Raw genomic sequence first — 20,864 nt, forward strand, 5'->3', positions numbered from 1 at the left:
TTCTCTGCTCAGAGAGATCTATCGCTTAGAAGATCTTGACGTGGAAGGTGAGGTATTTCTTCGGATTCTCGCGAATCTGGGTGACCAGGTTGCGACTCTCCGTGATCATCGCGTCGGCATTGTTGTAGAGCGACGGATTCTGCACGAGCTGACCGATTGTGCCCTGGCCGCTGTCGATGCGGTTCATGATCGAGTCGAGCCGATCGACCGTGTCGCGGAGCTTCGCGGCAAACTGCGGGTCCTTGGCCATCATGCCGATCGCGCCTTTGCCTGCATTGGCCTCGGCGAGCAGCGAATTTGCGCTCGCGACGGTCTCGTTCAGGTTGTTGTAGAACGAGGGGTCCTTGATCAGCTTGCCGATCGAGCCCTGGCCGCTTTCTATCGCCGTGCTGATACGGTCGAGGCGCGCCGTCGTGTCATTCAGGTTGTTGTAGAGCGTCTCATCAGTGAGGAGTTTGCCGAGCGAGCCCTTGCCGCTGCTAATGTCGTTGCTCAACTTCGAGAGCTGATCGACTGTCTGGACGGCCTTGTTGTAGAGCGTGGGGTCGTTGATGAGCTGACCGATGGAGCCTTTGCCGGTGTTGAGAGAATCGACCAAGCTGTCGATCTTCGCGAGGATCGTGTTGACCTGTTCGATGGTGCCCTGGCTGGACTTGATGACGTCGGAGAGATTCGGGCTTTCGGTCGTCCCGAGTTCGTCGTTATCTTTCACCGGCGGCCCGATGGCGTGCTTCGAATCGATATCGACCACGGTATCGCCGAGCACGCCGACCGTGTTGAGCGTGGTGCGTGAATCCTCATGCAGGTACTTGCTGCCGCTGCTGCTGACCTTCATGACGACTTCGACCGGCGTCAGTTTGCGGTTGGGGACGATGCTGATGGATTTCACATTACCAATGGTCACGCCTTCGAGGTTGACTGGCGCGCCGACCTTCAGGCCGGCGGCGTTTTCGAAGTAGGACCGCAGCATCAGCTTGCTGGTGAAGAGCCCGCCCGTGCTGCCCGACATGAGAAAGATGAGTGCCGTCAGACTGATGAGGGCAACGACCACCACGACGCCGACCTTCAGTTGCGACCACTGCACTTCGTGTTGACTGGGCACGAAACCTCGCTCCGGGACCTGCGGCTGCCGCATGTATCGGCTACGGAGAGAGTACCAAACGGACGACTCCGGAGCGGCAGCGGGTTAAGGGCAGTTGGATGCGGTCAGCCCTCGAGGATCACCAAGGCCATCGCGATGGTGCCCGTGTGGGTGATGGAGAGCGAGGATGCGTGGACACCGAGCTGCTCGGCGATCTCGGCAGCGCGGCCGTGCAGCAGCAGACAGGGACGGCCCCTCGGGTCGCGGGTGACCTCGATCTCGCGCCAGGTGACGCCGAAGCCGATGCCGGTGCCGAGCGCCTTGGCTGCGGCCTCCTTGGCGGCAAAGCGCGCGGCGAAGCTCTCGGCCGCGTTCTGGCGTTTGCTTCGACAATAGTCAATCTCGCCGGGTGTGTAGACGCGGTCGAGGAAGCGCGAGCCGTAGCGCGCGAGCGATTGCGCGATGCGGGCGATGTCGATCTGGTCGATGCCGGTGCCGACGATCATGCTCAGCCTGCCTCCACGAGTCCATAGCGCCGCTGCCAGGCTTGCTTGAGCCGAGCCGAGACGATGGCGCGCTCCGCCTCGCTGGCTTCTGCGCCGCCGCTGGCGACGAATTGAGCGGCCTCGCGCTTGGCCAGCTCGAGCAGTTCGCGGTCGCGCACCAGGTTGGCCACGCGGAAGTCGGGCAGCCCGGCCTGGCGCGTGCCGAAGAACTCGCCCGGTCCACGTAACTCCAGATCGAGCTCAGCGAGCTCGAAGCCGTCCTGCGTGCGTACCATGGCGTCGAGGCGCTGCTCTGCATCCGCAGAGACGCGGCCCCCGGTCATCAGGATGCAGAAGCTTTTGGCGCTGCCGCGGCCGACGCGTCCGCGGAGTTGATGTAGCTGCGCGAGACCGAAGCGCTCCGCGTGTTCGATCACCATCACGGTTGCATTCGGCACATCCACGCCGACTTCGATCACGGTAGTGGAGACGAGCACGTCGAGCTCGCCACGCTGGAAGCGGCGCATGACGATCTCCTTGTCGTCCGCGGGCATGCGGCCGTGCAGCAGGCCCAGCCGCAGCCCAGAGAGCGCGCCATCGCGCAACTCGTCGTACATCTGGGTGGCTGCCTTCAGTGTCGGACGGCCGGAGTCGTCGCTGGCGAAGAGGGTGGGCGCCTTGGCGCCACGTTTGCGCGGCGGGGGCGGCGCGGGCTCGTCCGCGTCGGCAAAGTCGAGCTCGGGCTGGTCGTCATTGGGGCCTTCAATGACGGGGTAGACGATGTAGGCCTGCCTACCCGCCTTCACCTGCTTGCGGACAAACTGCCACACCTCGTCCGACTTTTCGTCAGAGCCGCGGCGCGTTGTGATGGGCGTGCGGCCGGGTGGCAGTTCATCGAGCACGCTGAGGTCGAGGTCGCCATAGAGCGACAGCGCCAGCGTGCGCGGGATTGGTGTAGCCGTCATGACGAGCACGTCGGGCTCGCCCTGCCCGGGCTTCTTCATCAACCGGAAGCGCTGCAGTACGCCGAAGCGATGCTGCTCATCAACGACGACCAGTCCGAGCCGGTCGAAGTCGACCTTTTCCTCGATGAGCGCATGCGTACCGATGATCAGGTCGGCTTCGCCGCTTGCGATCCGCCAGCGTGCGTCGCGCTTGTGCAGCGGGTCGAGCGAGCCGGTGAGCAGCGTGATCTGGTAGCGGCGGCTGGCGCGCTCCAGCAGCTTGCGTGCGCCGAGATAGTGCTGCGTAGCGAGGATCTCTGTGGGCGCCATGAGTGCGGCCTGGTAGCCGTTCTCGATGGCGATGAGCATGGCCTGCAGCGCCACGATGGTCTTGCCGGAGCCGACGTCACCCTGCAGCAGACGGCGCATCGGGCTGGGCTGCTTCATGTCCTCGACGATCTCGCCGAGCGAGCGCTTTTGTGCCGTCGTGGGGTGGAAGGGCAGCACCTCACGCAACGCAGCGCGGACCTTCGCGTCCGGCACGAAGGCGATGCCGGTGCGCTCCTTTGCCTTGCGGCGTTTGATCTCAAGGCCAAGTTCGAGGAAGAAGAGCTCCTCGAAGATGAGGCGGCGGTGCGCCGGAGTGCGCGCGGACTGCAACTGGCTGACTGGTGTGGCGGCGTCGGGAAAATGTGCCTGGGTCAGCGACGATTCACGCGAAGGCAGGCCGTGGCGTCCCAGCAGGGAGGCAGGGAGTGTCTCGGGGATGTGGCCACGCAGCTCGTCGAGCAGGCTGAACAGGGTGCGGCGGCAGAAACGGGAGCCGAGCTTGGGGCCGCCGAGTGTCTCGTAGATCGGCGTGATGCGGCCCATTTCAAGGCTCGAAAACTCCTCGGTCGCCTCGGGCAGGATTTCAAACTGCGGCTGGATCATCTTGAAGCCGCGCGACGAACGCGATGGTTCGACACGGCCGAAGACGGCAACGGTCTGGCCGGCCTGGAAGCGATCCTTCAGGTAGGTACCGCGGAACCAGATGCATTTCAGTGTGCCGGTGCCCTGACCGAGCGTGAGCTCGAAGATCGGCATGGCGCGAGTGCGCAAGAGGATATGTCCGCGCACCTCGCCGATGAAGCTGGCGGTCTCTCCTGCGACGAGCTCGTGCAGCGCGCGCGGATTGGCACGGTCCTCGTAGCGAAAAGGGAGGTGATAGAGCAGATCCTCGGCGGTGAGGAAGCCCTTGGCTGCGAGCGTCTCGCCGATGCGCGGTCCAATCCCTCTGATGAACTGGACGGGCGTATCGATGGCGAGCACGGGTTCGATGCTAACAGCCGCTGCTACACTGCCTCCGAGCACGGGGGACGCGCGCACGCAGAGCAACGGCGGGCCGGAGAGGATCGAGCACAGGCTGAGCTGGTCGCAGCGGTTGTCGCTGCGCATCGTGCCGCCGCTCGCGGCTGTGCTGATCCGTCTTCTCGCCCGCACGCTGCGCTATGAGTCCATCCGCGAAGATGGCGGCGAGGCGGACTGGTATCGCACGCGCGGTGACGCAGGGGAGCCAGCGTTGTGGTGCTTCTGGCATCGCAACCTGCTCGTGGCCGCGTGCTACTTCGTGGGCCGGCCACGCACGACGCTGCTGATCAGTGCGAGCCGCGATGGCGAGCTGATCGCGCGCACGATCGAACGGCTGGGGTACAGCACGGTACGTGGGTCGAGTTCGCGCAGGGGGGCGAGTGGACTGCGCGCGCTGGCACGTGCGGTGAACGACGGCGCGACGGGCGTGATCCCGGCAGATGGGCCGCGGGGACCGCGGTATCAGTTGAAGCCGGGAATGGTGCGGCTGTCTCGGCTCACCGGGCTGCCTGTGCACACGTTTTACATGCAGCCGGAGCGCGCCTGGGTGCTGCGCTCCTGGGATGGCCTGCTGATTCCGCGGCCGTTTTCGCGCGTGCAGATCGTGTGGGGGCGGCCGGTGCGGGCGCCAGACGAGGTGGCCGAAGAATCGGCGCGACGTGAGGCAGAGGCGACCCTGGAGCGGCTGCGTGGCATCGCCGAGTCGCGAGCCGGCCACTAGAATCAGCAGGTGCTCGTCTCTGATTTCGACTTCGCGCTGCCGGAGGAGTTGATTGCGCAGGAGCCGCCGCTGGTACGCGGCGGCTCGCGCATGCTGCTGCTCGACCGCAGGAGTGGCGCGTGGCGGGATGCTGTCTTCGAGCAGTTTCCACAGCAGTTGCGCGCGGGCGATGTGCTTGTCCTGAACGACTCACGCGTGATTCCAGCGCGGCTCTACGGAGTGCGCGCGCGGCGACCGGACGAGACTACGGCCGCGACGGGTCGCATCGAGGTGTTGCTGACGGAGCGGCTGGACGAGTGGACGTGGCGTGCGCTGGTGAAGCCTGGACGGAAGCTGCGCGTGGGCGATGGTGTCCTGTTCGGCGAGGAGGAAGGTCTCAGCGCCCAGGTGATCGCAGCGGCCGAGCGCGGCGAGCGCACCCTTCGGTTCGCTGCGGTCGAGGATTTCGACGGCCGCCTCGATCGCCTCGGGCACATGCCGCTGCCGCCCTACATCCATCGTGATGACAGCGCGGCGGATCGCGAGCGCTACCAGACGGTGTATGCCCGGGAGCGCGGATCGGCAGCGGCGCCGACGGCGGGCCTGCACTTCACGCCGGGAATGCTGGACGCGATCCGCGCAAGCGGGGTGCACGTCTGCTCGGTGACGCTGCATGTGGGGCTCGGCACATTTCAGCCGATCCGGGCGGAGCGTGTCAAAGATATTCGCCTGCACGCCGAGCACTATGAGCTGCGGCCCGAGACGGCGGAGCAGATCAACCGCGCACGACGTGAGGGACGGCATGTGGTTGCCGCTGGAACCACGACGGTGCGCACGCTCGAGCACTGCGCGTCACTGCGCGCGGACGGCGAGGTCGAGCCGCATCGCGGATCGACCAGCATCTTTCTCGGGCCGGGGCATCGCTTTCGTGCCGTGGATGCGATGCTGACGAACTTTCACCTGCCGCAATCGACGCTGCTGATGCTGGTGTGCGCGTTCGCCGGGCAAGAAGCCACGCTGGCCGCGTATCGTCATGCTGTCGAAGCGAAGTATCGCTTCTTCTCCTACGGCGACTGCATGTTCATCTCAACTTCAGGAGAGCTATGACGAACTCTGACACGAAGCCGCCGATCTTTCTGCTCGACTCGATGTCGTTCATCTTTCGCGCGTATCACGCGATGCAGCGGCAGCGGCCGATGTCCACGCGCAGCGGCCTGCCCACGGCGGCCACGTATGTGTTCGTGAACATGATCAACAAGCTGCGCCGCGATTTCACGCCACATTATTTCGCCGCGATCTTCGACACGATGACGCCGGTGTTCCGCGATGAACGCGCGAAGTCGATGACCTCCGTGCGCAAGTTCAACATCAAGACGCAGCAGTTCGACGAGGTGGCGTACGAGGGCTACAAGGCCAACCGCACCGAGATGCCGGCGGATCTTGCACAGCAACTGCCCTACATCCGGCGTGCGCTGGATGCGTTTCGCATCCCCATCATCCAGTACGAGGGCTTCGAAGCGGACGACGTGATCGGCACGCTGTCGCATAAGGCGGAGACGGCGGGGCACCAGGTGTACATCGTGTCGAACGACAAAGACATGCTGCAGCTCGTGACGGAGCACGTGCTGGTGCTGAATCCGGCGAAGGACAACCTGGTGCTCAATCGCGAGTCGGTGCAGGAGACGCTGGGCGTGCCGCCGGAGCGGGTCGTTGACGTGATGGCGCTGCGTGGCGATGCGATCGACAACATTCCCGGTGCGCCGGGCATTGGCGACAAGGGGTCGGTGGAGCTGATCCAGCAGTTCGGGTCGCTCGAAGCGGCACTGGATCGCGCGAGCGAGGTGAAGCGCAAGACGTATCGCGAGTCACTCGAAAACAATCGCGAGAACATCCTGCTGAGCAAAGAGCTGGTGACGATTCATTGCAGCGTGCCGGTGGAACTGGAACTCGATCGGATGGAGACGCAGGAGCCCGACCTGGCGGCGGCACGGGCGCTGTTCAATGAGCTTGAGTTCACAACATTGCTGAAGGAGATGGCGCCAGCCATCGATGCGGCAAAGACCGAACTACTTACAGAACCGACGAAGGAGCAGATTGCACGCTTCTTCGAGGCCGCCCGCGAGGGTTTCGCGTTGGCCGTGGATGTGAGCACGCTTGAGGCCGTCGCGCAGGAGGTCAGCGAAGACGAGACCGAAGCCGCGGAGGAAGAGCAGCCGATGCTGCGCAACCTGTCTCTGCTGGACATGGTGGAGACGGCCGAGCGGGAAGAGAAGTCCACCGGGCGGGAGCATTATGTCGCGGTGTCGTCGGAGGATGGAGTGGCGCTGCGGCTCTCCCTGACCGCACCGGAGTGCGCCCAGTTGAAGACACTGCTCGAAGACGCTGCGGTGCCGAAGACAGTGCACGATTTGAAGGCCACGCTTCGCGTGCTTGAGGAGCACGGCATCACGATCGCCGGTGTGCGTGATGACCTGATGCTGTATTCGTACCTGATCAACCCGACGCACGCGACGCATCGACTTGCAGATGTGGCGGCACGGTTCAGCAGCACGCCACTTGCGGAGAAGGACGAGCGTGCGCTTCCGGAGCAGGCGGCCGCGATCCGCGTGCTCTCGCCGACGATGCGAGCGGATGTCGAGAGCGTGGATGCGATCAAGGTCTATGACGCGATCGACAAGCCGCTGGTCCCGGTATTGCTTCGTATGGAGCGCGCGGGCGTAAGAATTGATCTGGGTGTGCTCGAGCGGTTGGAGCGAGAGCTGACTGCCGAGATGATGAGGGTGAGTGATGAGGTCTTCGCCCATGCAGAGCAACGCTTCAACCTGAACTCTCCAAAGCAATTGGGCGATGTGCTGTTCAACAAAATGAAGCTGCCGAAGCCGATCAAGTACGGCAAAGGCAAGGTGGTGTCGACCGCGCAGGACGTGCTCGAGGAGCTTGCTGCGCATCATCCGGTGGCAGCGAAGGTGCTGGCGCATCGGCAGCTCGCGAAGCTGAAATCGAATTACGTCGACTCTCTGCCGCTGTTGGCGGATAGCGAAGGACGTGTGCACACCACCTTCAACCAGGTGGGCACGGCGACGGGCCGGCTCTCATCGACCAATCCGAACCTGCAGAACATTCCGATCAAGACCGAGAAGGGGAGGGAGATTCGCGCTGCGTTCATCGCGGCGCCCGGGCATGTGCTGCTGGCGGCGGACTATTCGCAGATCGAGTTGCGGCTGATGGCGCACTTCTCCGAGGATCCGCTGCTGGTCGAGGCGTACCGCACCGGGCAGGACATTCACACGCTCACGGCGTCGGAGGTGTTCGGCGTGCCGGCGTCGTCGATGAGCAAGGAGACGCGCAATCGCGCGAAGGCAGTGAACTTCGGGATCGTTTACGGCATTTCGCCATTCGGGCTCGCAGCGAACCTGGGCATTCCGCAATCCGAGGCGCGGCTGTACATTGACACATACTTCGATCGCTACGCGGGCGTGCGACGCTTCATCGACCAAGTGCTGGCGGAGACGCGCTCGGCGCAGCAGGTACGCACGCTCTTCGGGCGCGTGCGGCCAATCCCGGACATCCAGAGCCGCAACCCGAACCTGCGCGGCTTTGCTGAGCGCACCGCGGTGAACACGCCTCTACAAGGTACGGCGGCCGACATGATCAAGGTCGCGATGATCCGCATCGATGCGCGGCTTCGGGATGAGGAGCTGCGCTCGCAGATGACGCTGCAGGTGCATGACGAATTGCTGTTCGACGTGGTGCCCGAAGAGGTGGATGCGGTGAGCGCGCTCGTGAAGCAGGAGATGGAGCACGTCATGGAGCTCAAGGTGCCGATCGTCGCAGACATCGGCATCGGGCAGAACTGGCGTGATCTGAAGGGCTAAACGCCGAGCGCGGCGCGGATCGTGCCCGCGATGCGCGCTGCGTGCGTCTCCATCTCTTCACGCGACTCTGCTTCGATCATCACGCGAGCCAACGCCTCGGTGCCGCTGTAGCGCACGACGACGCGCCCTCGGCCGCGTAGTGCGGCTTCGGCCTCTTCGATGGATTGTCGCACGTCGGCGATCTCCGTGAGTGGCCGCTTCTCGCGCACCTTCACGTTGACGATGACCTGCGGAAATACCTTGAGGTCAGCTACCAGTTCATCGAGCGGGCGGCCAGAGCGCTGCACGATATCGAGCACGAGCAGTGCGGTGAGCAGGCCATCGCCGGTGGTGCTGTGGCCGGGGAAGAGGATGTGACCCGATTGCTCCCCGCCGAGTGTGGCGTTGTTCTCGTGCATCATCTGGAGCACGTATTTGTCGCCGACAGGCGCGCGCAGCATGCGGATGTTGCTGGCGGCGAGCGCTGCCTCGAGGCCCATGTTCGACATAGTGGTGGCGACGACGGTGTTGTCGCGCAGCAGTCCGCGAGTCTGCAGATCGCGGGCGGCCAGCAGCATGACGGCATCGCCATTGACGACGCGGCCGTGGCGGTCCGCGAAGAGGGCGCGGTCGGCGTCGCCATCAAGCGTGATGCCGAGGTCGGCGTGGCGCTGCTTCGTCTCTGCCGCGACGATCTCTGCGTGGAGCGCCCCGCATTGCTCGTTGATGTTGCGGCCGTCCGGGTGCGCATGCGTGAGGTAAAGCGTGCCGCCCAGCGTTGCGAAGAGTTCCGGCGCAATGGCGGAGGCGGCACCGTTGGCGCAGTCGACGACGAAGGTCTTGTCGTGGAGGTGAAGGCCGGGCACGACCTCGCGAAGAAACCGCTCGTAGTCGTGGCGGTAATGCGTCATGACGGCGAGCGTTTTCGGCGTGCCGGCGGGGGCGGCTGCACGGTTCTCGAGTGAGCGGAAGATTTCAGCCTCAATCTCGAGCTCCTGCTCATCGGGCAATTTGTAGCCGTCACCGCCGAATATCTTAATGCCGTTGTCCTGCCATGGATTGTGGGAGGCAGAGATGACGACGCCGGCGGAGAAGCCGTGGCGCCGCGCGAGATAGGCAATGCCAGGCGTGGTGATGACGCCGGCGCTCTCGACCACGGCGCCGCCTTCGCGCAGACCCGCTGCGAGTGTGGCGCTGATCCATTCGCTGGATTCGCGCGTGTCCATGCCGAGCAGGACGCGCGGCGTCACGCCATGCCGCTGCTGCGTGTGGGCGAGCGCGAGCCCGACTGCGTGAATTGTGCGTTGATCCAGGGGCGCGTCACCTGCTACCGCGCGGATACCGTCTGTGCCGAAGAGCTTTCTCATGATTTGTCTGTGATCTCGCGAACAGTGCTGCGCAGTGTGCCCTGTGCCAGCCGGGTGGTGAGCGTATCACCCACGCCTGTGCCGGTGCTGACGCGCAGCAGTTGGCCATCTTGTGTGTAGGTGAGGCTGTAGCCGCGGCTGAGTACAGCGAGCGGCGAGAGTGCCTCGAGCCGATCGCGCAGGGCCTGCTGCGAACTGCGGGCGTGGCGAAACTGAATTGCCCCGGCGCGAGCGGCGCGTTCGGTCAGGTGCTCGATGAGTTGGCGCGACTGGCGGAAACGGTGCGCGGGCGAGTGCAGCAGCACGTCGTGATCAAGCTGGTCGGCGCGCCGATGCGCTGCGAGCAATCGTGCGCGCATCGCTGCATGCAGGCGCTGCGTGATGTCACTGCAGCGTCTCTGCCGCAGCGCAAGTGCTTCGAGGCTGCTTTGGCGCAGCAGGCGTGTGTGCAACACATCGAGCGCGGCGCGATGTTTCTGTAATGTGCGTTGCACGTTCCCATTCAGCCGGAACTGTTGCTCGTCCACGCGTTGCTGACTACGGTCGAGCCGGTTGCGCATGCGCGCGATACTCGCTTCCGAGGACACCGCGGCAAAGCGCTGCCGCGCGAGCGTGATGGCGTAGCGCCATCCGCGGACGAGCCGGAGCTGCAAGCTGTCCACACGCTCGGCAACGCCGTGCTGGAGTGTCGTGAGCAGCTCGGCGGCGGCGGACGGTGTTGGGGCCCGCAGGTCGGCGACGAAGTCGGCGATGGTGAAGTCAGTCTCATGGCCGACTGCGGAGACGACGGGGATGGTCGATGCGGCGATGGCGCGGGCCAGCGGTTCCGCGTTGAATGCGGCGAGATCTTCGGGCGCGCCACCGCCACGCGCGAGCACGATGGCATCCACGTTCTCTGCTCGATTGAAGTAGAGGATGCCGGAGGCGATCTCGCCCGCGGCGGATTCGCCCTGCACCACTGCGGGGAAGAGCAGAATGTCCAGCCCGGCGTGACGGCGGTTGACGATGTTGAGGAAGTCGCGGATGACGGCGCCGGTAGGCGACGTGATGATACCGATGCAGCGCGGATAGGCGGGCAGTGGCCGCTTGCGTTCCGCGTCAAAGAGGCCCTCATCCTTGAGCCGCTGCTTGAGCTGCTCGAAGGCGAACTGGAGTGACCCAGCGCCGACGGGCTCGAGTGTTTCGGCGATCATCTGCAACTGGCCGCGCTCTTCGTAGATGGAGACGCGGCCGCGCACCAGCACGTGCAGGCCGGCGGCGGGGCGGAAGCGGAGCAGTTGTGCCTGGCGGCGGAAGAGCACGACCGGCAACTGGCCCTGCTCGTCTTTCAGCGTGAAGTACACGTGGCCGGAGGGAGCGGCGCGCAGGCCTGAGATTTCGCCTTCGATCCAGCAGTCGGCATAGCTGCGTTCGAGGTGGCCGCGGATCTCAGCGACGAGGGCGCTGACGCTCCAGATGCGGCGCTGCGGCTCTGGTGGTTGCTGCTGTTGCTCCGCCGGGAAGAGCAGTCCAAGCTGTCCGGCGGGGTCGTCGCTGTCGGAGCGGAGGTGTGCCAAACAGCGAGTCTACACCGTTGTGGAACGGCGAGTGAGCCGGTCGTCGAGGTGTTTAAGTGCGGCGTTTGCCGGCGTCGCGGGACTTCTCTTCGATCATCACCTGCAGTTGCGCGATGGACTGCTGCAGCGTGTCGACCTCGAAGGTGCGGAGCGGCGCCTGTGCTTCGAGCATGACCTCGATGCGTCGCGCGACCTCGGTGCCGTGGGGCAGGCCAAAGGTGCCGAGGATGCCTGCGAGCTTGTGCGCGGCGTCCGCGCCCGAGCGGCGGGCCGCGGGATCGGACGGGCTGATCTTGAGTGCCTTGTGCGCCGCTTCGAGCACGTCGAGGCGTTCACCGATGGTCTGCCGGCTGCGCGCCCAGAGCGTCACCAGCAGATCGTGCAGCTTGCCGGCGACTTCGTCCGGATTTGCGGGGGAATTGTGGAGTTTGGACATGAAGTCTCCTATTGCACCTGGGGCCAGCCCAGGGTCTGTGAGACCTGCGAGGACAACGTGAGCGGGTCAAAGGGTTTGAAGAGGATGCCGGCGACACCCAGTTCGGCGAAGCGGCGCTGGTCCGATCCCTGCACTTTTGCGGTGAGCAGTATGACGGGAATCTTGGCTGTCTTCGGGTTCTTCTGGAGCTGCAAGAACGTGGTAGGGCCGTCCATCGTCGGCATCATGACGTCGAGCAGGATCGCGTCCGGGTGTTCGTTTTCGGCGCGCTCCATCCCTTGCAGTCCCGAGTTTGCCAGAACCACTTCCCATCCGGCCACGGTCTCCAGGCTAAGCCCGGCTACCTGGCGGATGTCTTCTTCGTCATCGATGATGAGTATGCGGCGTGTCATGAGCACTGGGCACCATAAACGGCGGTAAGCCGGAGATAGACAAGTTGGAGGTAGGCACATTCTGTGACGGCGCACGAAGCATGGCGAGTACCACGTCTTCTACCTCTTGCGCCTGAACGCGTGCCTTGGTCAGGAAGTGGGTCGGACCGAGCTGCAACTGGGCGCGCTCTGCATCGCTGAGATCGCGAGCGGAGTAGACCAGCAGCGGCAGGGCGTGGAGTTCCGGATGGTGACGCAGCCGATCGACAAGGCTGAATCCGTCGCCGTCGGGCAATGCGACATCGAGGATCATCAGTCGCGGCGTGAACGAGGCACAGAGCTCAAGGGCTGCCTGCCGCGTGCTCGCGTGCAGCACATGGATGCCGGCGCGATCGAAGGTGGCGCTGATGACGCGCGCCAGGTCGAGATCGTCTTCGACCAGCAGAATCTCCGCCCACGTCTTTTGCCGCTCGAGCACAGTGCGGAGCTCTTCAATCAGCTCGCTTTCCTGCGCGGGCACCTGCAGCCAGCCATCGGCACCGAGGCCGAGTGTGGACGATTTGCCGATGGATTGTGCGCTGAGGATGATGACCGGCACGTCGGCAGTGCCGGATTCTTCCTTGAGAATGCGGAGCGCCTCCCAGCCGGACATGTCGGGCAGCGTGAGATCGAGCAGCACAGCCTGCGGCGCCTGACGCTGCGCGTGGGCCAGCGTCTCGCGGCCGCTCGAGGCTTCGATCACGGTGTAGCCATGGAAGCGCAGGCTGGCGGCGAGGCTGGTGCGCGTTTCCGTATCGCTGGTGCTGACCAGGATGCTGTCGCGCGGCGACTGCGGCTGGGGTTCGGGGCGCGCCTGCTGTGGATCGGCGGGGAGGAACAGGCGGAAGGTAGCACCGCGCTCCACGTTGCGCTCAGCCCAGATGCGGCCTCCGTGCTGTTCGACGATGGTGCGACAGATGGCGAGTCCGAGGCCGGTGCCGCCCTTCTGGCGCGAGTCCGAGGCGTCGACCTGCTGAAAGCGATCGAAGATGCTCTCGAGCTTATCCTCTGGGATGCCGCGGCCTTCATCGGACACGCTGAGCGACACGCCGCTCGCGCCGGTCTCGATGGCAACCGTGATGGTTGATTCGGGCGGAGAGAACTTGATGGCATTGCTGAGCAGGTTGGTGAGTACCTGCTGGAGACGATCGGGATCGGCTACGAACTCGACGCTGGTGGCGCGCAGCAGCAGGCGGACCTGTGCGTTGTCCGCGACCGGCGTGAGTGCGTCGATGGCCTGCTTTGCAAGATCGGAGAGCGAGCAGTTGCGGAAGCTGAGCGGCGCGCGGCCGGACTGCATGCGCTCGAGATCGAGGATGTCGTTGATGAGCCGGACCAGGCGATCGGAGTTGTTGACGGCGATCCGCAGCAGGTTGGCGGCCTTGTCGTTGACCTCGCCCAGCAGGCCGGTCGAGAGCAGGCCGAGCGAGCCGCGGATCGAGGTGAGCGGGGTGCGCAGCTCGTGGCTGACGGTCGAGATGAACTCGTCCTTCATTCGGTCGAGCGCCTGGCGCTGGCTGACGTCGCGGAAGTTGAGCACGCTGCCGGTCACGGTGCCGCTGACCTGCATGGGGGTCAGCGTGAACTCGACTGGGAAGGAGGTGCTGTCGGGCCGATAGAAGATGTCCTGGCCATGCGTGCCCTCCTTCGCGAAGAGGCCGCGGCGGATGAAGCAGTGCGAGGCGCAGGCGGTGGGGCTGCCGTAGACATCTTCATGCACGATCGCGTGGACGAAGCGGCCGACCAGCGCGTTTGGATCGGCACCCAGCATGCGTGCCGCTGCGGGGTTTGCAAAGGTGACGCGGCCATGCTGATCGGTGCCGAGGATGCCGTCTGCGACCGTATTCAGGATCGATTCCTTCTGCCGGTTCAGCTCGTTGACCCGCTTCTCCTGCACGGAGCGGCCGAGAAACTGGCCGACGGAAGCGCACACCGTCTCGACGGTGGCCATGATCTCGACTTCGGCGCCCATGCGTTTGCGGCTGAAGAACTCAATAACGGCAATGACCTGGTTGCCGACGCGGACAGGCACGCCCCAGCAGGTGATCAGGCCGTCCGTCTTCGCGCCCTCGCGAGTGCTGAAGCGGACATCGTTGCGGATGTCCTCGATCCAGATGGACGAGCCCTGCATCCAGACCTGGCCGGGCAGTCCATCGCCGGGGGCGAACTCCGTCATGGCGCTTTTCGAGAGTGTGGAGGGAAAGATGCAGTCGGCGGCCATCCACATGCTGCCGTAGCGCAGCACTTCGTTGCCGTGGTCGGCGCGCCAGAGCTGGACGAGGTCGAAGCCGAGGTGGCTGCCGAGCGCGGCGAGGATGCGGGGCAGCGAGTCCTCGGTCGAGGCCTCCTGCACAACCTGGCCGACACCCAGCTGCATAGCGAGACGACGCTCGCGCTGGTTGCGCAGTGTGACGTCGCGCAGGATGCAGCGCACCGCGCGCGGGCGGCCGGCTTCGCGCAGACCGAAGAGGCTGGCGTCCATCTCGCGCGTGCGGCCAGCCGAGTCTTCCATCCGCAGGTGGACCTGCTCGACGTGCTCGCCGGCAAGCGCGCGTTCGAAGATGGCGGCAGCCTGCGACTGGATCGGAAAGGGGAACGCAGAGGCAAAGCCGTCGAGCGCGCGGGCGGATGCGGCATCGCGACCGAAGTAGCGCTGCCAGGCCGAGTTGACGTAGAGATAACGCCCCTCTGCCGAGAGCATGGCAATCATCTCGGTGAGGTTTTCGAAGTAGTCGCGGTAGCGAATTTCGGGAGAGCTCTCGGCCTTGCGCACGGCCTCGACCGTGGCCTGGGCGCGCTCGCTCTCGATCAATTCAGACTGCAGATGGCGTTCATGGCGCAGCTTGAGCAGGCAGATGACGGCAAAGCAGCTCTGCACGATCCCGGAGCCGATGAGGATGACGCCGGGCGAGAGCGGGCTCCACGTAAGTGCGCCGCCAGAGTAGACAAATGCTGCGATGGCGTACGCGGTGACGAGCACCGTCAGGGCGAACATGGCAATCCACACAGGCCGGCCGCTGAGCCAGTGCGTGAAGAGACGTTCGTGCTGACTCGTTGTGGAATCCAAAGCTCAGAAATCCCTTACGGAAATGTGAGCGTAACCCGTTACACACGCAGACCTCAGCGTTTGTAAAGCGTACCGCTCGCCCCAAACCTGCAACCACTCCAACCACCACAGACCGTTTCCGGCCTGAAACTGATACGCCAGCACTGACACTCTCTACCCATTTCTCTCAGCGCGCACGGAAGAAATGACCGTTCCCTTTGCACTATGGGCAGAGCATGTGCTGATTAGGTATTAGCGCTTCGTGAGTATAGTAGGTAACTCTTACCGATAGTCAAAGAAAATGTCCTTAGTAACTGAAAAGAATAGGTTACTGCACCACAATATGTGCATACATCGTAAAAGGCTGAACCGGCATGCGCGGCAGAAATTACCAGCCGCGCACCTATATGCAAAACGGCCCATCCTCTTTTATGGATGGGCCGCTCATAACTGCACCTTTATGTTGTGAAACGCTTCTAGAGCCTATGCGGTGACCGGCTCGAGCAGGCGCGACCAGCGACGTTCCTTGCGGCTAACGTGAGCCTGCTTGTGGTATGCGTAGCCGGCGAGCAGCGGCAGGGCGAGTGTCGCTTCGCTGTAGACCATCTGCTCATAAGTAGTGTCGACCTTGCCCCAGGAGCTGGCTTCCTTGAGCGTGCTCGAGGAGAGCGCGCCATCGCGCACATCGGCCACCGTGATCTGGATGGCGTACTTATGCATGGGAGCCTCGCTGCCCAGAATGTCTGCGGCAACGACAATATCCTGCGCGAAGTTCTTCGGCACGCCGCCGCCCATCATGAGCAGGCCAGTGGTCGGGTTGGCGATCTTGAGCTGGGTCAGCTCGTAGAAGTCCTTCGCGGAATCGAGCGTGACCTTCGGCTTGTCACCGCGGCTGTGCTGGTGCGCTACCAGGCCGAAGCCAGCGGAGCAGTCGCTGAATGCAGGGCAGAAGATCGGCACGTCCTTCTCGTAGGCGGCGAGCACGATGCCGTCGACGCCACCCTGCTGCGGGGTCTTGCCGTTCTTGACCAGGTAGGCGCCCATCTCGCGGATGAACTCGCGCGAGCTGTAGGGGCGGGGTGTGAGCGAGTCGGCGATCTTGCCGGTCGTCTCGTCGCAGTCACGGAGCTCTTCTTCGTCGATCAGTGTGTCGTAGATGCGATCGATCATCAGCTCGCGCAGCTTCGCGTCCTCGGTGCCGGACTTGACGAGGTCGTCGGCGATCCAGTGCTTGTAGCCGAGCGACTCGAAGAAGTCCTGGTCGACGATGTTGGCGCCGGTCGAGACGATGGCGTCCACCATGTTGTTGCGAATCAGGTCGACGAAGATCTGCTTAAGTCCGGCGCTGACCAGCGATCCGGCGAGGCAGAGGATGACGCCACAGTCGGTGTCGCGCAGCATGCGCTCATAGATCGACGCGGCACGTGCGAGGTCGCGCGAGCTGTAGGCCATGTGCTGCATGGCGTCCACCAGGGGCACGACATTGATCTGCTTGATGTCGATGTGCTGGATGGGTTGCTGGAGTAATTCTTTCTTATTCGCCATAGATCTCAAGGATATCAACCCAGGGGTGCGTGCGATTGCTACGCTCGTGTGAAAAGTGGCTTCCGGTGCGGTCTTCCGGTGCGACTGCACGGAATCCGCTGCATCGCTCGCTATACTGAGCGCCATGTTTCACTCCTGGGCTCGTGCTGTGTCGGGTGTTCTGGTGCTGGGTACGTGGTTGCTGGCGGGTTCGTCTGCACATGGCTGGGGCAACGATGGCCACCGCATGATCAATCGGCTCGCCGCCGAGCATCTTCCTGCTGACCTCCCGGAGTTTCTGCGGGCGCCGGGGGCGATCGCCGAGATTGAGTATCTGGGGCCTGAGCCCGACCGCTGGCGCAGCCCGAACGAAGCCGAGCTGAACGCGGCGCAGGCGCCGGAGCACTTTATCGACCTGGAGCGGGCGGACATGATCGGTCCGTTGCCGCGGACGCGGTTTGCGTACATGGCCGCGCTGTACGCCACCAGCCTGACGCACCCTTACCAGGCAGCGGAGCTGATGCCGGAGCGGGTGGGCTTGCAGCCGTATGTGACCACCGAGGTCTACGAGCGGCTGCAGGCCGCGCTGCGCGAGTACCGCGAGGAAAAAGCGCACGGCGAAGACACCAAGCCGGTGGAGGCCGCTGCCATTTTCTATGCGGGCTGGCTGGGGCACTATGTCGGCGATGGTTCGATGCCGCTGCACACGACGATCCATTACAACGGCTGGGTGGGTAAGGAAAATCCGAACGGTTACGTGACGACGCCGGGCATTCACTCTCGGTTCGAGAGCGAGTTCGTGCATAACAATCTCAAGGCCGCCGATGTGGCGCCCCTGATGGCGCAGGTCAAGTACCTGAACGATCCGTTCGAGGACTACGTGACTTATCTACGCGCGTCGCACACGCTCGTCGAGCGGGTGTACCAGCTTGAGAAGCAGCAGGGCTTCGTCGGCACTGGCACGGCGGAATCGAAGCAGTTTGTGGCGACGCAACTGGCCGTGGGTGCAAGTGAATTGCGGGACATGATCGCGACGGCGTGGCAGCTGAGCGCGAAGCCGGTCCCGGCGCGTCACTAGCTGCCGCGCTGCTACTCAGGCGACGCGTTCAGTTGCGGAACGAGAGCAGCGAGCAAGCGGGCGAGCTCCTGCTGAGCGCGGGCGCCGATGGCGAGCACCTCTGTGTGATCGATGGGGGTAGTGAGCACACCGGCCGCCATGTTCGTGACGCAGGAGAAGCCGAGCACTTCAAGCCCCATCTGCCGCGCCGCAATCACCTCGAACACTGTGGACATGCCGACGAGATCGGCGCCAAGCGCGCGGAAGGCTCGGATCTCCGCAGGCGTTTCAAAGCTGGGGCCGATCAGCCCGAGGTAGACACCCTCAGCCAGAGCGTCGTGGCCCTGCGCGGCAGCCACCGATTGTGCGAGCGCGCGGAGGCGCGCGGTGTAGGCATCGCTCATGTCGAAGAAGCGCTCCCCGAAGCGCTCATCGTGCGGACCTACGCAGGGGTTGTGGCCGGTGAAGTTGATCTGGTCGCGGATGAGGACAAGCTGCCCTGGCGCGTAGTCCTCGCGGATGCCGCCCGAGGCGTTAGTCACTACCAGCGTGCGCACGCCGAGCTGGGCCAGCACGCGGACGGGGAAGACGACCTGCTGCGGCGTGTAGCCCTCGTACGGATGCACGCGACCCTGCATAACGGCGATCGGGATGCCAGCGAATCGGCCCAGCACGAGTTGCCCGCAGTGGCCTTCGACCGTCGAGCGGGGGAAGTGCGGGATCTGTGTGTACGGGATAGCGATGGGGTCGCTGAGTTGATCGGCAAAGCCGCCGAGGCCGGTCCCAAGAATTATCGCGACACGCGGTTCCCGCTCACTGCGCGTGCGGATCGTCGCGGCCGCCTGTGCGGCTTGCGCGAACGCGCCGCTGTCGTCTGGATTGCTGGGCGTGGCAGTCATTGTCGGTGCCGCCATTCTAAGTCTCTGGTGAACGCCGTGCCGGATGCGTAAGCCTCGCCTGCCCGTGATTGTGGCCATCGTAGGTTCGCAGGCGCGAGGTTTGTAGACAGCGCGCGCACGCCGGCCTCAGACTGGCGTGCGTGCGCACACTCGTCTCCCTCGCTCTGGCTGTTGTTGCTTGCCTCTCTGCTGCTGGTCAGTCGCAGCATGCCGTCGCCCCTGCTTCGCCGGACCTCTTGAAGATTGCCGTCGGCATTCGCGACAGCTACTACCACCCGGATGATCTGGAAGCGCTCGCTTGTAGCGTGGAGACGGATTGGGACGCGCTCGCGGCGCAGCTGAAGCGCTCGCCCGACAGCCGGCAGAACGAAGCGCTGAAGCAGACGAAGATTCGCATGAAGGCCGTGCGCGGCAGAGCGCCGGAGGTGGCCTTTGCGTGGGCCGGCAACCCTGGGGTGGATCGTGCCGCGCTGGAGAACGGCATGCGCAAAGCACTGACGGGGTTCTTCCAGGTGTACTGGGCGCTCGATGCGTCGTCGATTGCGCCGACGGCGGATGAAAAGCCCGTAGCCGAGCCCGGCGACGATGGCGGTTACCGGCTGCGCTTTTCCGCGGCTGGCGCACGCGTGGTTGAGGAAATCGACAAAGAATTTGTCGTGCGCAGTGTGCGGTACGAACGGCCTGGATCAACGCTCACTATGGAGCCGCGCTTCTCCGACGCGCCGAACGACATCCCCGGTCATCCGCGGCTGCTGACCGCGGTGGACGTAAGCAAAGAGCCGGCGGTCCACATTGCGCTGGACTACCACGATGCGGGCGGCGTTCACGTGCCATGGCATGTGACGTTTGCCGTAGCGAAGTCTTACACACTGCCCATCGTCTTCAATGGCTGCAGCGTGACGCGCGCTCGGCGGCGCGCGAAGTAAAGCAGATCACTCGCTGCGCAGCGAGTGTATGAGATCGATGCGTGACGCCTGACGCGCCGGCAAGGCAATCGCCAGCAGCGCGGGCGCGACCAGCAGGACGAGCGACGCAGCGATGACCGGCAGGCTGGCCGCACGTGCGTGGTAGAAGCGCGACTGGAGCAGAGCGCCAGTGGCGACTGCACCGATCAGCCCAAGCAGGGCGCCGAGTGCAACCCACCGCGCCTCCTGCCGCAGCAAGAGAGCGACAATTGCCTCGCGAGGCGAGCCCAGCGCGAGCCGGATGCCGATCTCCTTCTGTCGCAGAGAGACTTCGTAGGCCAGCAGACCATACGTGCCGACGATTGCGATGAGCAGCGCGGTCGCGCCGAATGCAGCCACGACCTGCATCAGGAAGCGTCGCAGGGCTGTCTCACCCTCCATCTCTTCGCTCATCGTGCGCAGGCTGTAGAGCGAGAGGTCGGCGTGTCCGGACTGGATGACGCTGCGCAATGTGTTCTTGAACATCGCGGGATCACCTTTGGTGCGAACGAGGAGCTGCATGCCGGTCTGCGGCTGGTCCGCCTCGGGCAGATATAGGTCGGGACCGGGCGCGTCGTCGAGCGTGACACTATGCACGTTGCCCACCACGCCAACGACCGTGGCCCAGCCATCGACGTCACCCGTGCGCACGCGGTGCCCGAGCGCGCTCTCGCCCGGCCATTCGCGCGCGGCGAGCGCCTGGTTCACGATAGCGACGTGGTGCTCGCTTGTGTCCGCGTCCGTGAAGTCGCGACCGCCGAGCAGCGACTGCTGCACGGTGGCGAAGTAGCCGGGAGTGACGTGGTACGAGTCCGGGTTGAGCGTCACCGGGCGTTTCCAGTGCTCCGGGTGGACGTCGGAGCAGAAGGTGTAGCGATTGATGGCGTGGCCGAGCGGCGGATGATTCACGGCCGTCGCGCTCACGACGCCGGGCAATGCACGCAGGCGCGCGACCATCTCGGTAAAGAAGAGGTTGGTCTGCGCGGCATCGTAGCGAGGCGTCACGCTGGTGCTGTCGATGTCGACCCCGGCCATCAGCAGATGATCCGGCGTGAAGCCGAGGCTGATGCAGCAGGATGTAGACGGTGGCGACCATCCAGCCGGCGCCCGCGACCAGGATGAAGGCGAACGCGATCTGCGCGGCGACGAGCGCGCGTCCGGCGAGGCGCAGGCTACCGGATGCCGAGGTGCGGCCTGCACCGGCGAGGTCG

General features: G+C 64.5%; 16 protein-coding genes. 5 read left to right on the top strand and 11 right to left on the bottom strand.

Annotation, left to right across the window (positions count from 1 at the left end):
* Positions 1-25: 25 nt before the first annotated feature.
* The 3 genes from AC5IJH_RS04890 to recG form a co-directional block, all read right to left on the bottom strand.
* Complete coding sequence (locus AC5IJH_RS04890; protein ID WP_491901684.1) at positions 26-1,102, bottom strand: MlaD family protein; 1,077 nt, start codon at positions 1,100-1,102, stop codon at positions 26-28.
* Positions 1,103-1,206: 104 nt separating this feature from the next.
* On the bottom strand, positions 1,207-1,587 hold the full coding sequence (locus tag AC5IJH_RS04895) for a holo-ACP synthase (RefSeq protein ID WP_491901685.1): 381 nt from the start codon (positions 1,585-1,587) through the stop codon (positions 1,207-1,209).
* 2 nt (positions 1,588-1,589) lie between these two features.
* A complete protein-coding gene (recG, locus tag AC5IJH_RS04900) occupies positions 1,590-3,821 on the bottom strand; it encodes an ATP-dependent DNA helicase RecG (protein ID WP_491901686.1) in 2,232 nt (743 codons plus the stop codon).
* Here recG and AC5IJH_RS04905 point away from each other — a divergent pair.
* Genes AC5IJH_RS04905 through polA form a run of 3 tightly spaced genes read left to right on the top strand, consistent with a single transcriptional unit; the run spans position 3,790 to position 8,435 of the window.
* Positions 3,790-4,581: a lysophospholipid acyltransferase family protein gene (locus tag AC5IJH_RS04905; protein ID WP_491901687.1), complete on the top strand. Its 792-nt coding sequence runs from the start codon at positions 3,790-3,792 to the stop codon at positions 4,579-4,581. The genes recG and AC5IJH_RS04905 overlap by 32 nt on opposite strands.
* A 9-nt stretch (positions 4,582-4,590) precedes the next feature.
* The gene (queA, locus tag AC5IJH_RS04910) at positions 4,591-5,667 is read left to right on the top strand and encodes a tRNA preQ1(34) S-adenosylmethionine ribosyltransferase-isomerase QueA (protein ID WP_491901688.1); all 1,077 of its coding nucleotides are present in this window, start codon (positions 4,591-4,593) and stop codon (positions 5,665-5,667) included.
* Complete coding sequence (polA, locus tag AC5IJH_RS04915) at positions 5,664-8,435, top strand: DNA polymerase I (protein WP_491901689.1); 2,772 nt, start codon at positions 5,664-5,666, stop codon at positions 8,433-8,435. The genes queA and polA overlap by 4 nt, the downstream gene beginning before the upstream one ends.
* Here polA and glmM read toward each other — a convergent pair.
* From glmM to AC5IJH_RS04945, 6 genes are all read right to left on the bottom strand, one after another.
* Positions 8,432-9,781 carry a phosphoglucosamine mutase gene (gene glmM, locus AC5IJH_RS04920; RefSeq protein WP_491901690.1) on the bottom strand — a complete coding sequence of 450 codons (1,350 nt, stop codon included), beginning with the start codon at positions 9,779-9,781 and terminating at the stop codon, positions 8,432-8,434. The genes polA and glmM overlap by 4 nt on opposite strands.
* Positions 9,778-11,337 (bottom strand): exodeoxyribonuclease VII large subunit, encoded by a 1,560-nt coding sequence (xseA, locus tag AC5IJH_RS04925; RefSeq protein ID WP_491901691.1) that lies wholly within the window; start codon positions 11,335-11,337, stop codon positions 9,778-9,780. The genes glmM and xseA overlap by 4 nt, the downstream gene beginning before the upstream one ends.
* A 52-nt stretch (positions 11,338-11,389) precedes the next feature.
* Positions 11,390-11,773, bottom strand: coding sequence for an Hpt domain-containing protein (locus AC5IJH_RS04930; RefSeq protein WP_491901692.1), 384 nt, complete (start codon positions 11,771-11,773; stop codon positions 11,390-11,392).
* A gap of 8 nt (positions 11,774-11,781) precedes the next feature.
* Positions 11,782-12,165 (bottom strand): response regulator, encoded by a 384-nt coding sequence (locus tag AC5IJH_RS04935; RefSeq protein ID WP_491901716.1) that lies wholly within the window; start codon positions 12,163-12,165, stop codon positions 11,782-11,784.
* A complete protein-coding gene (locus AC5IJH_RS04940; protein WP_491901693.1) occupies positions 12,137-15,178 on the bottom strand; it encodes an ATP-binding protein in 3,042 nt (1,013 codons plus the stop codon). The genes AC5IJH_RS04935 and AC5IJH_RS04940 overlap by 29 nt, the downstream gene beginning before the upstream one ends.
* Positions 15,179-15,712: 534 nt before the next feature.
* Positions 15,713-16,774, bottom strand: coding sequence for a 1,9-bis(guanidino)-5-aza-nonane synthase (locus AC5IJH_RS04945; protein ID WP_491901694.1), 1,062 nt, complete (start codon positions 16,772-16,774; stop codon positions 15,713-15,715).
* 124 nt (positions 16,775-16,898) lie between these two features.
* Here AC5IJH_RS04945 and AC5IJH_RS04950 point away from each other — a divergent pair, with 124 nt between their 5' ends.
* Positions 16,899-17,831, top strand: a complete 933-nt coding sequence (locus AC5IJH_RS04950) for a S1/P1 nuclease (RefSeq protein ID WP_491901695.1) — start codon at positions 16,899-16,901, stop codon at positions 17,829-17,831.
* Between the two features lie 11 nt (positions 17,832-17,842).
* On the opposite strand, the gene AC5IJH_RS04955 is transcribed toward AC5IJH_RS04950, so the two are convergent.
* The gene (locus AC5IJH_RS04955; RefSeq protein WP_491901696.1) at positions 17,843-18,724 is read right to left on the bottom strand and encodes a purine-nucleoside phosphorylase; all 882 of its coding nucleotides are present in this window, start codon (positions 18,722-18,724) and stop codon (positions 17,843-17,845) included.
* 125 nt (positions 18,725-18,849) lie between these two features.
* Here AC5IJH_RS04955 and AC5IJH_RS04960 point away from each other — a divergent pair, with 125 nt between their 5' ends.
* Positions 18,850-19,635 carry a hypothetical protein gene (locus AC5IJH_RS04960; RefSeq protein WP_491901697.1) on the top strand — a complete coding sequence of 262 codons (786 nt, stop codon included), beginning with the start codon at positions 18,850-18,852 and terminating at the stop codon, positions 19,633-19,635.
* Positions 19,636-19,641: 6 nt separating this feature from the next.
* Here AC5IJH_RS04960 and AC5IJH_RS04965 read toward each other — a convergent pair whose 3' ends face one another.
* The gene (locus AC5IJH_RS04965; RefSeq protein WP_491901698.1) at positions 19,642-20,688 is read right to left on the bottom strand and encodes an FtsX-like permease family protein; all 1,047 of its coding nucleotides are present in this window, start codon (positions 20,686-20,688) and stop codon (positions 19,642-19,644) included.
* Positions 20,689-20,864 lie beyond the last annotated feature (176 nt).

The organism is Candidatus Dedyshia acidiphila (assembly GCF_051025295.1).
In the GTDB taxonomy this organism is placed as follows: domain Bacteria; phylum Acidobacteriota; class Terriglobia; order Terriglobales; family Acidobacteriaceae; genus KBS-83.